Here is a 13,871-nt window from a genome sequence, read left to right on the forward strand (position 1 = left end):
GGGCCTCACAGGTCGTAGTTGCCCACCGATGACGCCGGCACCAGCACGTGCTTGAGCACGTAGGTCTTGAGGCGCTGGCGCATGTCGTCATCGAGGGTGAGCACGACCTGGGGGTGCACCCGGGCCCCCACCTCGAAGAGCACGGCCTGCATCAACAGGCCCTCCTCGGTGATGCGGGACAGCCGCTCCAGCGTGGGGTCCGAGCGCTCCGTCTCGCCCTTCTTCTTCTGGTTCTCGTGGACGAGCAGCGCCGAGCCCAGGCACTCCATCTCCTCGAGCGACGTGAAGTGCTCCTTCGTGGTGCCCGTCATCTCCTGGCGGTGTGACGGCTCTCCCAGCCACAGCGCCTTGCAGTTGGCGAAGGCGAACCACGCCGGGTCGTGGTCGGGGTCGAACTGGATGGAGATCTCCTCGCCGTCCCGCTCCGCGTAGCCACGAGGGACGATGACGTCCTCGCGCACCACCAACCCCAGGCCCGCGTTGGCGCGGAAGAACTGGCGGATGACAGGGTAGCGAGGGTTGAGCACCAGGCACCACGCCCACGACTCCAGGGCCTCCTCGAAGCGTCCGAGCCGCGCGAGCGCGTTGCCCAGGAAGAACCACGAGCGGTGGTCATTCGGGTTGAGGCGCGTGGCCTGCTGGTAGTGCCCCAGCGCCGTGGCCGAGTCGCCCGCGAAGTACGCCGCGTCGCCGCGGAAGTTCCACGCGAAATAGCACTGCGGGCACACGCTCGTGGCCTTCTCGTACAGCTTCCCCGCCTCCTCGTAGCGCTTGGCCTGGAAGTGCGGCTCGGCCTCGTCGAGCAGCGCTCGCGCCTCGGGGCTCTCGGGCCACTCGACGATGACGCGCTCGCCGCCCTGCTCCACCACGCGCGGCGCCTCGAGCGCCTGCACGCGCTGCGGCCAGAGCTGGTCCGCCCAGCCACCCGGCGGTGAGTCCTTCCCGTCGATGCGATACGTCACCGGCGAGTCCTCGATGCGCTTGATGATTTCGGCGGGATTGAGGAACGGAGGCCGCTTCGAGGGCTCCGGTGCGGCGGCGGCCTGGGGCTCCGGGTTGCTCCTGGGGGCGGAGGCGCAACCGGCCACGAGCACGAGGCAGAGGACGGCGAGGAGGCGGTGCACGGGAGCCCTTTCAGTGAGCAGTCGACAACAGTCTACGCCCTCCCCGCGCCAGCCTCCTGGCTCCGGCCTCGAATCGAAACGATTTCTCCGCACGGATTCCACGGCTCGGCCCGGGCGAGTCGAGGCGCACACCAGTGTCAGGAGCCCCACCCTTGTGACGAAAGAGTCGCCCCCCTGGCGTGGACCCGTTAGGAGGTCCGCCCCTGGACTCGACCTGGAGATGTCGGACTTGGATTACGACGTGGTGGTGGTGGGCGCGGGGTTCGGAGGGCTCGCCACGGCGCTGGAGCTGAGCCGGCGAGGTGCGCGTGTGGCGCTGTGCGAGTCGCTCAGCTATCCCGGGGGCTGCGCCAGCACGTTTCGTCGCGGCGGCTTCGCGTTCGAGTCGGGCGCGACGTTGTTCTCCGGCTTCGAACCCCATCAGCTCTTCGGTCGCTGGATTCGCGAGCACGCGCTTGACGTGACGGTGGACTGGCTGGACCCCGTGGTGGAGCTGCGCACACCCGGGCTGCGGTTGCCGGTGACACGAGACCGGGCCCGCTTCATCGAGTCCCTGTGCGCCCTGCCGGAAGCGCCCGCACCCGCGATTCGTCGCCTGTTCGACCTCCAGTCCCAGGTGGCCGGCGCGCTCTGGGCCCTGTTCGATGACCCGGACCTGCTGCCACCCTTCGACCTTCGCGCGCTCTTCCGTCACGCCGCGCGGCTGCATCGCTATGCGCCCCTCGCGCGGTGGCTCGGGCGTCCGCTCGGAGCGGTGCTGGAGCACCTCGGCCTCTCGCGCTTCACTCCGCTGCGGACCTACCTGGATGCCCTCTGTCAGATCACCGTGCAGTGCTCGGCCGCGGAAGCGGAGACACCGTTCGCGCTCGCGGCGATGGACTACTACTGGCGAGGCACGGGCCACGTCCGGGGCGGCATCGGACAGCTCGCGTGGGCCCTGGCCCGAGCGATGGAGGCCCGCGGTGGAACGCTGATGCTGGCGAACCGCGTGAAAGGCCTGTCCCGTCAGCCAGGACACTGGCAGGTCGATACCCGTCGAGGCGTGCTCCGGGCCCGACACGTGGTGGCCAATCTGCTGCCGGGAGGACTGATGCGCCTCGCGGGCCTGTCACCCGAGCGCGTCGGCTCGATGCGTGTGTTGTCGGAGCGTGTCGCCGAGGGCTGGGGCGCGGCGATGCTCTATCTCGTCATCAAGGCGCCCGACGCGGTGTCACGCGAGGCGAGCCACCTGGAGCTCGTGCGTGACGAGCAGGCTCCGTTCATCGAGGGCAACCACGTCTTCATGTCCATCAGCGGCGAGGAGGACACGGGCCGTGCACCCGAGGGACATCGCACGGTGACGACGTCCACGCATGTGCCCCTGCGCAAGCTGGGGGCGATGTCCACCGAGGAGCAGGGGCGCTACATCGCGGACATCCAGGCACGCATGCGCGAGTCGCTGGAGCAGCTCACGCCCGAGTGGATGCCCCACGTCACCAAGGTCCTCCCGGCCTCCCCGCGCACCTTCCAACGCTTCACCCAGCGGGAGTCCGGCGCGGTGGGCGGCGTCCCCCGTCGCGCGGGCCTGAGCCACTACCGACAGCTGGGCCCGCTGCGTGTCATGAAGGGCCTCTGGCTGGTGGGTGACTCGGCGTTCCCCGGACAGAGCACCCTGGCCACGGCGGTGGGCGGCGTGCGCACGGCGGCGAGCGTCGCGAGCGAGAGCTGAGCCGCCCCCCTCACTCGTCCAGCAGGCTCGCCCAGAAGCCGACCATCCGCACCATGTCCGCCGCGCCCGCCTTCTTGTCCACCTCCGCGTGGCTGATGAGCGGCGTGGAGAGCTGATGGACCTCCGTGTACGGCCGCAGCGCCTGGGCCAGCAGCACCGACTCCATGGACGGAATCACCGTGTCGCCCGCGCCATGCAGCAGATAGACGGGCGAGGCCGGCGCGGGTGAGCGAGCCGGAGACATCGACGGGTCCGCGGCGAACTCACGCACCAGCGGCAACAACAACGGCCCCAGCGCCGCCACGTTCCGAAAATTCACATAGCCCATCAACTTCGACGCGGGCTCGGGCATCCGTGTCTCCAGCACCCGTGCGTGCGCGAACGTCTCCTCCGCCAGCTTGCGGTCCGTCTGCGTCTGGTGCGAGGCCCGCAGGAACGTGCGGATGCCCTCGCGCAGCGGCTCCACCTGCTCGGGAGGCACCAACCGGTCCGCCACGTTGAGGAGGATGATGACCACGCCATAGTCATGCGGCGTCAGGTGCGAGCCATCGGGGAGCTGACCGCTGCACAGGAAGGTCAGCACCCGGGGCAGGTCACCATGACCTCCGAACGAGAGCGTGGAGGCCACCTTGTCCCGGAGCGCGGGCCGTCCCGCTGCGACCACGGAGAGCCCGCCCGAGAAGCTGATGCCGAACAGGTCCACCTTCCCGCCCGGCGCCAGGTCCTCGCGGCCGCTCACCCACCGGGCCGCGTCCTCGATGATGTCCGGGAGGCGCGGGGTGATTTCGTAGCGCAGCAGGTCCGGCGGCTCGGGCGACAGCACCATCTGCCCGCCCCGGGCCAGGTCCTCCGCCAGCTTCACCAGGCGCGGCTCGTCGATGCCATCCGCGTGCACGCCCGAGGTCAGCACCACCGTGCGCCCTCGCACCTCGCGCGGGCGATACAGCCGCGCGCGGACCTCGCCATGCCGGGTGGGGACCCGCAGCTCGCTCTTCTCGAACGGAGCGTTGCGAAACCCCGCCACGGCCTCCGGCACCGGACCCTGCATCCCGGCGGCGCGCACCACGAAGGACAACCCACGAAGCCAGTCGGCGCCCACGAACACCAGGGCCCCGAGCATCGCCACCAGGCCGATGCCCACCCACCGCCAGGTCTTGCGCTTCATGGGAACAGGTGCTCCACGAAGGTGCACAGGCGCTCGCGCTCGAAGGGCTTCTCCAAGAGCCCTCGCGAGTGGCGCCCCACGAACTCCCGCGCCTGCGCGGTGAAGGCCCCACCCGTCATCAGCCCGGTGCGCAGCACCAGCTCCGGCGCCAGCCGCTCCAGCTCCACCACGAAGTCCATTCCGCTCATGCCCGGCATCATCAGGTCACACAGGATGGCATCGAATCGCTCGCCGGTGGACAACCGTCTCAGCGCCTCGCGCGCGTCCTGCACCGCGTGCACCTCGTACACATCCCGCACCAGCCGGCTCACCGAGTTGCCCACGGACGGCTCGTCGTCGATGAGCAGCAGCCTCTTGCGCATGGCCAGCGGCACCACGTTGCCCAGCACCGGGGACTCCGGCGCGGCGACGGTGCCCACCGCGAGCGCGGGCAGCACCACGCGGAAGGTGCTCCCCCACCCCTGCGCGCTGCTCACCTCGATGCGCCCGCCCATCGCCTGCACCAGCGTGAGGCAGATGGACAACCCCAGCCCCGTGCCCTCCCCCACCGGCCGCGTGGTGAAGAACGGGTCGAAGATGCGGCGTTGCACCTCCGGCGCCATGCCATGCCCGTTGTCGCTGACCTCCAGCTCCACCTGGCCCGCGCGCCCGGTGCGCAGGCTGACGCGCACGCGGTTCTCCTCGGCCGGCCGCTCGGGCAACGACTGGAGCGCGTTGACCAGCAGGTTGAGCACCACCTGCCCCAACCGCACCTCGTTGCCGTGCACGGGCGGCACGCGCTCCAGGGTGCACACCATGCGCGCGCGGTGCGTCAGCTCGTTGCGCACCAGCCGCAGCGCGCCCTCCACCGCCCGCACAACGTCCACCGGTCCGTGTCGCTCCTCGTCGCCTCGGGCGAAGGTGCGCAGGTCCCGGACGATGGCGCAGACGCGGCCCGCGCCGTCGAGCGCCTCCGCCACCACCTCTCGCAGCTCCGGCAGTTGCTCGGCGGACAGCTCCGGCAGCGCGAGCAGATCCCTCACGTACGCGAGATTGGAGCTGACATAGGCCAGCGGGTTGTTGATTTCGTGCGCCACGCCTGCGGCCAGCGTGCCCACCGACGCCATCCGCTCGGCGAGCAGCAGCTGCGACTCCAGGCGCTTCTGGTCGGTGATGTCCCGGATGATGCAGACGAGGAAGGCCTCCCCGGCGCCGTCGAACCCGGCCTTCTTCGTCATCAGGACGCGGGCCAGCCCCGTCCTGTCGGTGAGCGTCTCCTCGCTCTCGTCGGGGCCCCCCGTGAGGAAGACCCGCTCGTCGTTGCGCCAGAAGCTGTCCGCCTCGTGCGCGGCGACGAACTCGTGGTCGGAGCGCCCCAGCAGCGCCTCCGCCGGATGTCCCATGACGCGGCAGAAGGCCTGGTTGACCGCCACCCAGCGGTGCTGCCGGTCCTTGACGAAGAGCGGCTCCGGCACCGCGTCCAGCGCGCTGCGCAGGAACGTGTTGGCGCGGCGCAGGGCCCGGACATCATGCGCCTCCGTGTCCGAGGCCAGCCGTCGACGCAGCGCCACCACCCGCGCGCCCCAGCCCGAGCCCCCCGAGGCCACGCACTCGTCGGCGCCCGCCTCCGCCAGCGCCTCGGTCTGCGCATCGTCCCGCGAGGTGAGCACCACCAGGTGCGTGCGGGCCACCACGCGCAGCGCATGCAGGCGGCGCACGTCCTCGAGCAGGGCGTCCAGCGGCCCTCCCGCATCCCACGCCACCAGCAGCCCCTCCTCCACCGGAGCGGCGATGACATCGGCCCCCGTCACGCTCAACACATGGCAGGACGGGCTCGCCCCCGACGCGCGCAGGCCGCGCTCCACCGCTTCCACCACCGCCGCAGGCACCGACACCAGTGTCGCGAGCACCGCATCACGCTCCTCGGCCCGGGCAGGCCCTGATGTCCCCGTGGAATTCACACGCAGACACCCGGCCGGATTGCAGCGTTCCCTCATGCAGGAATCAACGACGTTCCCTTCCGGACATTGCGCGGCCCTTGAGCCGCGAGGCACTGGGGACCCGTCGGGTCGCCCCCGCCACCACGTCCGGCCCGACATGGCAGGCAGGCAGCAGCGGGCACCGCTCGCAGTTCTCCGGGAGCGGCCGGGCCGGACACGCGCCACTCATTCCATAGTGGCAGAGCGCGAAGTCGTAGCGGACGGGGTCGGCCGCATCCAACGCCCGCAGCGACGCCGTCACCTCCTCCGCCGTCCGCCACGTCAGGTCCGTGCGACGCGTCAGGCCCAGGTGTCCGGCGATGCGGCCGATGTGCGTGTCCAACGGAATCAGCAGCGCCGAAGCGGGCACACGCTTCCAGATGCCGAAGTCCACCGTGTCCGGTCCGCGCACCATCCACCGCAGGAACAGGTTCAACCGCTTGGCCGCGCCCGGCCCCAGCGGCGAGGGCAACAGGTGGTGAAGCCCCCGCTCGGGTCCCATCGCCTCGCGCAGGGGCTCCATGGGGAGGCGGCGCAGCGCGGTGGTGAAGGCGCTCAAGCCGCCGTGCAGCGAGCCCTCGGCCGCAAGTCCCCTCACGAACAGCGACTCCAGGCTGCCGTGCTCCCGCAGCGCCTGGCCCATGCCGAGCAGCAGCACCGCCAAATCAGTGCCCACGTTGAAGCGGTACACGAAGCCCGTCAGCAGGGCCTTGGCGCCAGCGACGTCCAGCTTCCGCACGAAGTCCGCGGGCGACGGGCCCATCCGCTTCAGGAGCGAGTCCACCTTGGGACGGAACAGGTCCGCGCGCCCGTAGGCCAGACAGGCGGCGAGCAGCGCGGAGACCTCGATGTCGCGGGCGTCCTGGTAGCGGTGGGGGAACTCCACCGGGTCGAACCCGATGCGGGCGCGGGCATCCGTGGAAGCCAGCACGGCGTCGAGCCGGGGGCGCAGGTGCTGCACTGCCCGAGGGCTCAGGCCAGGGTGCGTCTTCGAGCGGCGTGTCACGTCGGGGCTCCCAAATGTTCCTGGAACGGCGGCCCGCCGCCCACGCTTCCCGAGCCCACATGGGGCCCGGGAGTCCCGCGCCTCCTCCAGCGAATCAGGAGGAGGCACGGGAGGGCATCCTACGACACGGCTACGGGCTGACGGCGAACACGATGTCGTCGTGGTCGTCGTAGGCGCCCGCGTAGCACGGCGTGGCGCTGCCCTGCTTGCGGAAGCGCGCGCGCACGACCTGGTTGGCGCCGGCCGGCAGCGTGAAGGTGGCCGACAGCGTGTGCTGACCGCCCGCCGGAGGCGCCAGCGTGGTGATCTTCGTCCACACCGGGTTGCTGGCGTCGGGCGCGTGGTACAGGTCCAGCTTGTCCGGGCGCGCGGCCAGGGCCCACACGGTGGCCTCGATGAGCACCGTCTCACCGGCGGCGAAGGGGTTGCCGCTCACGGTGGACACCTTGATGCGGTCGTTCGACTCATCGAAGTGGAAGGTGCCGTTGATGCCGTCGGCGCACGAGTTGTTGACGGTGTTGGGGCCGTTCGCCTCGGGCCCCAGGCTCGCGCGGCCGACGAGCAGCGTCGTGGAGTCACACACGTTGGACACGTTGGCGCAGCGCGGGACGCGCAGCACCGGGTCGTAGATGGCGTTGCCGGAGGAGTTGCTGGTGGTCACCGTGACGGGGGCGCTGTCGGTGGTGTTGCCGATGAGGTCATAGGCCCGGGCGACGACGGCGTGGCTGCCATTGGCGATGACGGCGGTGTTCCACGCGATGGAGTACGGGGACGTGGTCGCGGTGCCGACGACGGCGCCGTCCACCAGGAACTCCACGCGGCTGATGCCCTGGTTGTCCTGCGCGTTGGCGCTGGCGGTGACGGTGCCGGACACGGTGGTGCCCGCCGACGGTGCGGTGAGCGACACGGTGGGCGCCACGGGGTCGGACAGCGTGGCGGTGCCCTTGGCGAGCTCGACCATGTACGCGCCCGCGACCTTGGCGAACTTGAGCGCGTGGTTCGCGTTGTTGCCGCTCACCGCGAGGGTGTCGTTCGCGGTGTGGATGGTGCTGTTGTGCTGCCCCATCATCGCCTCGAACGGGATGGAGGCCGCGAAGCCCGCCGCGTTCCAGGATGCGTGGTCCGAGCAGCCGTAGCCACACGCCGAGGTGGCCTGCTGCACGCCGGCGACATAGGTGGAGATCAGGCTGCCGATGAACGCGTTCTGCGCCGCGTTGGTGAAGTCCGTCATCAGCACGACGTCGGCCACGGAGCCCTTGTAGTTCGTCATGTCGAGCTGGAGGACGCCGACGACCTTGTCGCCCTCGTTCTTGGCCTTGTCGGCGATCTCCTTGGAGCCGCGCAGGCCCACCTCCTCGGCGGCGTAGGCCATGAACTTCACCGTGCGCAGCGGCTGGTAGTTGGAGGCCATGGCCACGCGGATGACCTCGGACAACGTCGAGATGCCGGACGCGTTGTCATCCGCGCCGGGGGCCGCGGAGCCCGACAGGTTGGTGGAGTCCAGGTGGCCACCCAGGACGACGATCTCCTCGTCTCCCGCCGGCACCTGCTGCGTGCCCTGGATGGTCAGGATGACGGACGGCTGCGCCCACAACGCGTGGGTGAAGAGCTCCACGGTGACGTCGCCGCCGGTCTGCGCTCGCGCGCCGGCATAACCCGCCCACAGGTCCCGCACCCACGTGGCGGCGGCCACGCCATGGGTGGACGTGTAGTAACGCGTGGGGAACTGCGTCGAGAGGTACTGGATGTTGGCGTGGATGTTCGTCGCGGCCATGCCGCCGATGAGCGTGTTGACCACCGGGGCCTTGTCCAGCGAGTACGTCACCGCCAGCGAGGGGGCCAGCGCGGGCGCACCTTCGATGGCCAGCTCCGCGAGCGCGTCCGCTTCCGTCTCGTGGTAGAGGAAGCCGCCACAGCGCTTGAGCTTCTCGTGCATCACCTCGGAGACGAGGTCGATGCGCGACTCGGGCAGCTTCATCGCGACGACGTCGCCCTGGCGCCCCGCGAGCGCCGGAACCCGCTCTCCGGCCACGATGAACGCGGCGTTCACCTCCGTGACGGCATCCGCGCCGAGGGTGATCCACACCTCGCGCTCCGGCGCCTTCGCGTACGCCGAGACACAGCCAAGCATCAACGCCAACGAACCCAGTCGTTTCATATGCATGGGGCTCCTCCTCTCCGGGAGGGTCAACTTTGAAGGGACGACCAACGGGACCTATTCGCGACAGAGCAGCGAATTACGTATACTCTGCGTAAACATTTCCCGTGGGTCAATCCTCAAGCCCCTGGCAATAAGGGAAAGCCGCAATAACTCTCGCGCGATGAAAAAACCGCGCGTTCGTTACCGGGTCAGCTCCCGAACGGCGTGGCCCAGCTCGGGGAGGATGAGCGCCTCCAGCGCGAGCCGTACGGCTTGCGGCGAGCCCGGCAGGGCGAAGATCATCATTCCCTGATACGTGCCGGCGGTCGCGCGCGACATCATGGCCGGGCTGCCAATCTGCTTGTACGAGAGCATGCGGAACAGCTCACCGAAGCCGGGGAGCTCCTTCTCGAACAGACCTCGCAGCGTCTCCACCGTGGTGTCGCGCCGACCGATGCCGGTGCCCCCGGTGAAGAGGATGGCCCGGGCGCCCACCGACTGGGCCTCCGCCACCGCCTGCCGGATAGCCTCCGGGTCGTCCTTCACGACGACGTAGCCGGCGACGCCGTGGCCCGCGGACTCGAGGCCCTCGCGCAGCACCCTGCCGCTCGCGTCACGTGAGGCATCGCGGCTGTCGGAGCACGTCACCACGAAGGTGCTGACGTGCACCGGCGCACGCGACTTGTGCTCGTGCGAGACGCTTGCCGCACCGTGCTCGTGTCCGTGGCCGTGGGCATGAGCGTGCCCATCCTCGTGGCCGTGGCCGTGGGCGTGCCCATGCTCGTGGCCGTGGCCGTGGCCGTGCCCATGCTCGTGTCCGTGGCCGTGGGCATGAGCGTGCCCATGCTCGTGGCCGTGGCCGTGGCCGTGGGCATGAGCGTGCCCATGCTCGTGGCCGTGGTCATGAGCGTGCTCATGCTCGTGGCCGTGGCGGTGTTCGTGGTCATGACCGTGGCCGTGCTCATGCGAGTGCCCGTGGTCATGCGCGTGCGCGGCGTCATGACCGTGTCGGTGGTCATGCGCGTGCTCGTGCTCATGCGCGTGCTCGTGCTCATGCGCGTGTTCGTGGGAATGCACCACGCCATCCTCATGGGTGTGGGGATGTTCGTGGTGGTGCTCGTGCCGATGCGAGGGCGGCGTGCCGCCGTGGTCATGGTCGTCGTGTGCCATGAGGAGGAGACTCCGGTGCCGGAGGCACGTCAGGTGTTGTCGGGAAGCTCGACGACGAGGGCGCCGTCCTGGACCTCGACGCTCACTGTCGGCTGGTCGTCACAGACCCCGGGCGAGGTCTCGTTCCTCCCCGTGTCCATGTCGAAGCCGACCTCATGGCACGGGCAGACGACCATGTTGTCCTCGATGCGTCCGCCCGACAGCAGACAGCCCGCGTGGTTGCACCAGTCATCAAGGCCCTTGTAACGGCCGTGAATCTTCGCGATGCAGACATTGCGCTTGCCGACTTCGTAGCCGCGCATTTCCCTCTCGGCGAAGTCCGCCGGTCCGAGCTTGATCTTCGTCATCGCCGCCCTTTTCCCACAACGAGAAGCAAGCTGCACCCCCGTTCCCCGGGCATTACCTTCTTCCAGGTGACCTCTGACGTGACCCCGCCCATCGTCGACAAAGCCACCGTTGCCCAGGTCCTCCGGGACATCTCCCTGCTGCTCCAGCTCCAGGGCGAGAACGGCTTCCGCTCCCGTGCCTACGACATGGGGGCCGACCGCATCCTCGGCCTCACCCAGGAACTGGGCCCCCTCGTCGCCGAGGGCCGCCTGGAGAGCCTGCCGGGCATCGGCCCCGCGCTCGCCGAGAAGATCACCGAGCTGGTGACCACCGGACGGATGACCTACTTCGAGGAGCTGCGGGCGAAGTTCCCTCCCGGACTCCTGGAGCTGATGAAGCTGCCGGACATCGGCCCGCGCAAGGTCGCCACCCTCTGGAAGGAGCTGGGCATCGGCAGCGTCGAGGCGCTGGAGCAGGCCTGCCGCGAGGGGCGCGTGAAGCAGCTCAAGGGCTTCGGCGAGAAGAGCCAGGCGAAGATCCTCGAGGGCATCACCCTGTATCGCCGCGCCCGCGGCGAGCGGAAGCTGCTGGGAGACGTGCTCCCCATCGCCGAGGGCCTGCTGGAGCGCGTACGCGCCTCCCCCGGGGTCATCCGCGCCAGCCTGGGCGGCAGCGTGCGCCGCCGCGCCGAGACGGTGGCGGACGTGGACATCATCGCCTCCGCCGCGGACCCCGGCCCCGTGCTGGACGCGCTCGCCACCTCCCCCGGCGTGGCCACCGTGATTGGCAAGGGCGACAGCAAGTGCTCCGTTCGCATGGAGGCCGGCGACCTCCAGGTGGACCTGCGCGTGCTCCCCGACGAGGACTTCGCCACCGCCCTGCACCACTTCACCGGCTCCAAGGCCCACCACATCCGCCTGCGCAACCTGGGCCACGAGCGCGGCATGAAGATCTCCGAGTGGGGCGTGCACCGCGACGACGGCACCAAGCTGCCCGTCGCGGACGAGGCCGCGCTCTACGCGCTGCTCGACATGCAGTTCGTCCCGCCGGAGCTGCGCGAGGACAACGGCGAGGTGGAGGCCGCGCGCGCGGGCAAGCTGCCCACCGACCTGGTGACGATGGAGGACCTGCAGGGCGCCGTGCACGCCCACTCCACCTGGTCCGACGGCCGCAACACGCTCGAGGAGATGGCGCTCGCCGCCAAGGCCCTGGGGCTGAAGTACCTCACGATCACCGAGCACAGCGAGGCGGCCATCTACGCGGGCGGCCTCAAGGTGGAGGCGCTCGAGCGCCAGTGGGAGGAGATCGACCGCGTCAACGCCGCCGTCCCCGGCATGCGCCTGCTCAAGGGCATCGAGGTGGACATCCTCGAGTCCGGCGCGCTCGACTACGACGACAAGGTGCTCGAGAAGCTGGAGGTGGTCATCGCCTCCATCCACGTGCGCCACTCCATGGACGAGGACCAGATGACGAAGCGGGTCCTCACCGCGCTGGACAACCCGCACCTGCACATCCTCGGGCACCCCACCGGCCGGCTGCTCCAGAGCCGCGAGCCCTATCCCCTGCGCATGGACGAGGTGCTCGAGCACGCCGCCCGGCGCGGCGTCGCGGTGGAGATCAACGGCAAGCCCGCGCGGCTGGACATCAAGGCCGAGTATGTCCGCAAGGCGGTGCAGTTGGGCGTGAAGCTGGTGGTGAGCTGCGACGCACACCGCCGCGAGGACCTGGCCAACCTGGCCTTCGGGGTCGCCACCGCCCGGCGGGGCTGGGCCCGCAAGCAGGACGTGCTCAACACCCAGAGCGCCGAGCGCTTCCTCACCGCGCTGCGCGCCGGGCGGTGATAGGCTGCCTGGCGCGCCGATGTCCCGCCTGTCCCCGCTCGTCCTCTCACTGTGTCTCCTCGCCCTGCCCGCCGTCGCGGCGGACAAGGCGCGCCCCTCGCGCGCGGACCTCCAGCGCGTGCTGGAGCAGCACACCCGCTCCGTGGTGAAGGTCACCGGCCCCCAGCGCACCGGCCACGGCGTCATCGTGGGCGCCGCCGGACAGGTGCTCACCTCCGTGGAGCCCGTGGGCGAGGAGTATGTCGGCCTCCAGGTCGCCACCGTGGAGCACGCGGGCCAGGCCCTGCCGGCGCGCGTCCTGCTCGCCAACGGCGCGCTGAAGGTCGCCGTCGTCGCGGCGCCGGATGGCGCGTACCCCGCGGTGGCGGTGCGGCTGCTCAAGGACGGCGACAGCCTGGAGGGACGCTGGGTGGTGGGCGTGGTGCCCGGCACCCGGGGCCGTCCCGCGAAGCCGACGGCGGCCCAGGTCTCCCGCGCGACGGCGCCCTTCTATGACGTGCCCCTCGCCCTTCCTCCCGGCAGCCCCGTGTTCGACGGGGACGGCAGGCTGGTGGCGGTGGTGGTGCAGCGCACCCGGCGCGGCTGCAGGGTGCTGCCCATGGGCGAGGTGAAGGTGACGCTCGCCTCCGCGGACGGACCATGACCCAGCAGTCGGTGGCGACTCCCTGGCGCCCCAGCGCCGTGCAGGAAGCCGTGGGCCTGTGGGCCCTGGGCTTCGCGGGCATCATCGCCTCGTTCCTCGCCTTCGGCGGCACCAGCATCCCCAAGCTGGTGGCCACGGTGGGCTTCCTCTACCTGCCCCTCATCCCCATGCGCTGGCGGGACGAGGACTACCGCGACTACGGCCTGTCCGCCCGCGCGTGGCGCGAAGACCTGGTGTTGTTCCTCAAGGTCTCCGCGCTGGTGGGCCCGCTGTTCTTCCTCGCGTTCGCCGGCTTCGTGGAGCTGCTGCCCCACCTGCCCGAGTCACTCGCGCGACACCTCACGCCCCTGGGCGGCGAGGTCCACTTCCGCCTCCGGCTGCCGCCGCGCTTCGGCGAGTGGGTGGTGGATCAGCTCTTCGTCGTGGCCCTGCCCGAGGAGTTCTTCTACCGGGGCTATCTGCAGGCGCGCCTGCGCGACGCCTGGCCCCAGGGCCGCAAGTTCCTCGGCGCCCGGCTGGGGCCCGCCTTCTGGGTGACCGCCCTGCTCTTCGCCCTGGGCCACCTGGCCATCTTCCAGACCTGGCGGCTGTCGGTCTTCTTCCCCGCCCTGCTGTTCGGCTGGATGCGCGAGCGCACCGGCACCGTCGTCGGCGCCGCCCTCTTCCACGCCGCCTGCAACCTCTTCGTGCGCGTGCTCGAGGCGTCCTTCTTCGGCGGGCCCTGATCCACCCCGAAGCCCCGGAAGAACCCCTTTCCATGCCGGTGAGGCTGGAAAAATCCTGGGATAA

General features: G+C 70.3%; 12 protein-coding genes. 4 read left to right on the forward strand and 8 right to left on the reverse strand.

The window, feature by feature from the left end; genetic code table 11:
* Nucleotides 1-5 precede the first annotated feature (5 nt).
* Entirely contained in the window at nt 6-1,124 is a 1,119-nt protein-coding gene (locus OWM54_RS03935) for a tetratricopeptide repeat protein (RefSeq protein ID WP_267696665.1), read from the reverse strand.
* A gap of 220 nt (nt 1,125-1,344) precedes the next feature.
* Between OWM54_RS03935 and OWM54_RS03940 the strand changes: the two genes are divergently transcribed.
* Nucleotides 1,345-2,832: a phytoene desaturase family protein gene (locus OWM54_RS03940; protein WP_267696666.1), complete on the forward strand. Its 1,488-nt coding sequence runs from the start codon at nt 1,345-1,347 to the stop codon at nt 2,830-2,832.
* Nucleotides 2,833-2,842: 10 nt separating this feature from the next.
* On the opposite strand, the gene OWM54_RS03945 is transcribed toward OWM54_RS03940, so the two are convergent.
* The 7 genes from OWM54_RS03945 to OWM54_RS03975 all read right to left on the reverse strand — a co-directional run bounded on the left by OWM54_RS03945 (nt 2,843) and on the right by OWM54_RS03975 (nt 10,618).
* Nucleotides 2,843-3,997: a hypothetical protein gene (locus OWM54_RS03945; RefSeq protein ID WP_267696667.1), complete on the reverse strand. Its 1,155-nt coding sequence runs from the start codon at nt 3,995-3,997 to the stop codon at nt 2,843-2,845.
* On the reverse strand, nt 3,994-5,886 hold the full coding sequence (locus OWM54_RS03950) for a hybrid sensor histidine kinase/response regulator (protein WP_267696668.1): 1,893 nt from the start codon (nt 5,884-5,886) through the stop codon (nt 3,994-3,996). The genes OWM54_RS03945 and OWM54_RS03950 overlap by 4 nt, the downstream gene beginning before the upstream one ends.
* Before the next feature lie 94 nt (nt 5,887-5,980).
* Nucleotides 5,981-6,961: a TIGR02757 family protein gene (locus OWM54_RS03955; protein WP_223746869.1), complete on the reverse strand. Its 981-nt coding sequence runs from the start codon at nt 6,959-6,961 to the stop codon at nt 5,981-5,983.
* A gap of 130 nt (nt 6,962-7,091) precedes the next feature.
* On the reverse strand, nt 7,092-9,125 hold the full coding sequence (locus OWM54_RS03960) for a M20/M25/M40 family metallo-hydrolase (RefSeq protein WP_267696669.1): 2,034 nt from the start codon (nt 9,123-9,125) through the stop codon (nt 7,092-7,094).
* A 177-nt stretch (nt 9,126-9,302) separates the two neighbouring features.
* On the reverse strand, nt 9,303-9,770 hold the full coding sequence (locus OWM54_RS03965; RefSeq protein WP_223746923.1) for a MogA/MoaB family molybdenum cofactor biosynthesis protein: 468 nt from the start codon (nt 9,768-9,770) through the stop codon (nt 9,303-9,305).
* A complete protein-coding gene (locus OWM54_RS03970) occupies nt 9,746-10,138 on the reverse strand; it encodes a hypothetical protein (RefSeq protein WP_267696670.1) in 393 nt (130 codons plus the stop codon). The genes OWM54_RS03965 and OWM54_RS03970 overlap by 25 nt, the downstream gene beginning before the upstream one ends.
* 162 nt (nt 10,139-10,300) lie before the next feature.
* The gene (locus OWM54_RS03975; protein ID WP_141329915.1) at nt 10,301-10,618 is read right to left on the reverse strand and encodes a Rieske (2Fe-2S) protein; all 318 of its coding nucleotides are present in this window, start codon (nt 10,616-10,618) and stop codon (nt 10,301-10,303) included.
* 78 nt (nt 10,619-10,696) lie between these two features.
* Here OWM54_RS03975 and polX point away from each other — a divergent pair, with 78 nt between their 5' ends.
* The 3 genes from polX to mrtX are packed head-to-tail and all read left to right on the forward strand — an operon-like array spanning nt 10,697 to nt 13,807.
* The gene (gene polX / locus OWM54_RS03980; protein ID WP_267696671.1) at nt 10,697-12,439 is read left to right on the forward strand and encodes a DNA polymerase/3'-5' exonuclease PolX; all 1,743 of its coding nucleotides are present in this window, start codon (nt 10,697-10,699) and stop codon (nt 12,437-12,439) included.
* Between the two features lie 19 nt (nt 12,440-12,458).
* Nucleotides 12,459-13,082 carry a serine protease gene (locus tag OWM54_RS03985; RefSeq protein WP_223746866.1) on the forward strand — a complete coding sequence of 208 codons (624 nt, stop codon included), beginning with the start codon at nt 12,459-12,461 and terminating at the stop codon, nt 13,080-13,082.
* Entirely contained in the window at nt 13,079-13,807 is a 729-nt protein-coding gene (gene mrtX / locus OWM54_RS03990; RefSeq protein ID WP_223746865.1) for a myxosortase MrtX, read from the forward strand. The genes OWM54_RS03985 and mrtX overlap by 4 nt, the downstream gene beginning before the upstream one ends.
* Nucleotides 13,808-13,871: the final 64 nt, after the last annotated feature.

The organism is Myxococcus sp. MISCRS1 (genome assembly GCF_026626605.1).
GTDB lineage: Bacteria > Myxococcota > Myxococcia > Myxococcales > Myxococcaceae > Myxococcus > Myxococcus fulvus.

Bases quoted from the DNA above. Each gene is read 5' to 3' on its own strand.
- OWM54_RS03940 (WP_267696666.1), top strand. From the start codon at position 1,345: ATGTCGGACTTGGATTACGACGTGGTGGTGGTGGGCGCGGGGTTCGGA.
- OWM54_RS03945 (WP_267696667.1), bottom strand. From the start codon at position 3,997: ATGAAGCGCAAGACCTGGCGGTGGGTGGGCATCGGCCTGGTGGCGATG.
- OWM54_RS03960 (WP_267696669.1), bottom strand. From the start codon at position 9,125: ATGCATATGAAACGACTGGGTTCGTTGGCGTTGATGCTTGGCTGTGTC.
- OWM54_RS03970 (WP_267696670.1), bottom strand. From the start codon at position 10,138: ATGAGCACGAGCACGCGCATGACCACCGACACGGTCATGACGCCGCGC.
- OWM54_RS03975 (WP_141329915.1), bottom strand. From the start codon at position 10,618: ATGACGAAGATCAAGCTCGGACCGGCGGACTTCGCCGAGAGGGAAATG.
- OWM54_RS03985 (WP_223746866.1), top strand. From the start codon at position 12,459: ATGTCCCGCCTGTCCCCGCTCGTCCTCTCACTGTGTCTCCTCGCCCTG.
- mrtX (WP_223746865.1), top strand. From the start codon at position 13,079: ATGACCCAGCAGTCGGTGGCGACTCCCTGGCGCCCCAGCGCCGTGCAG.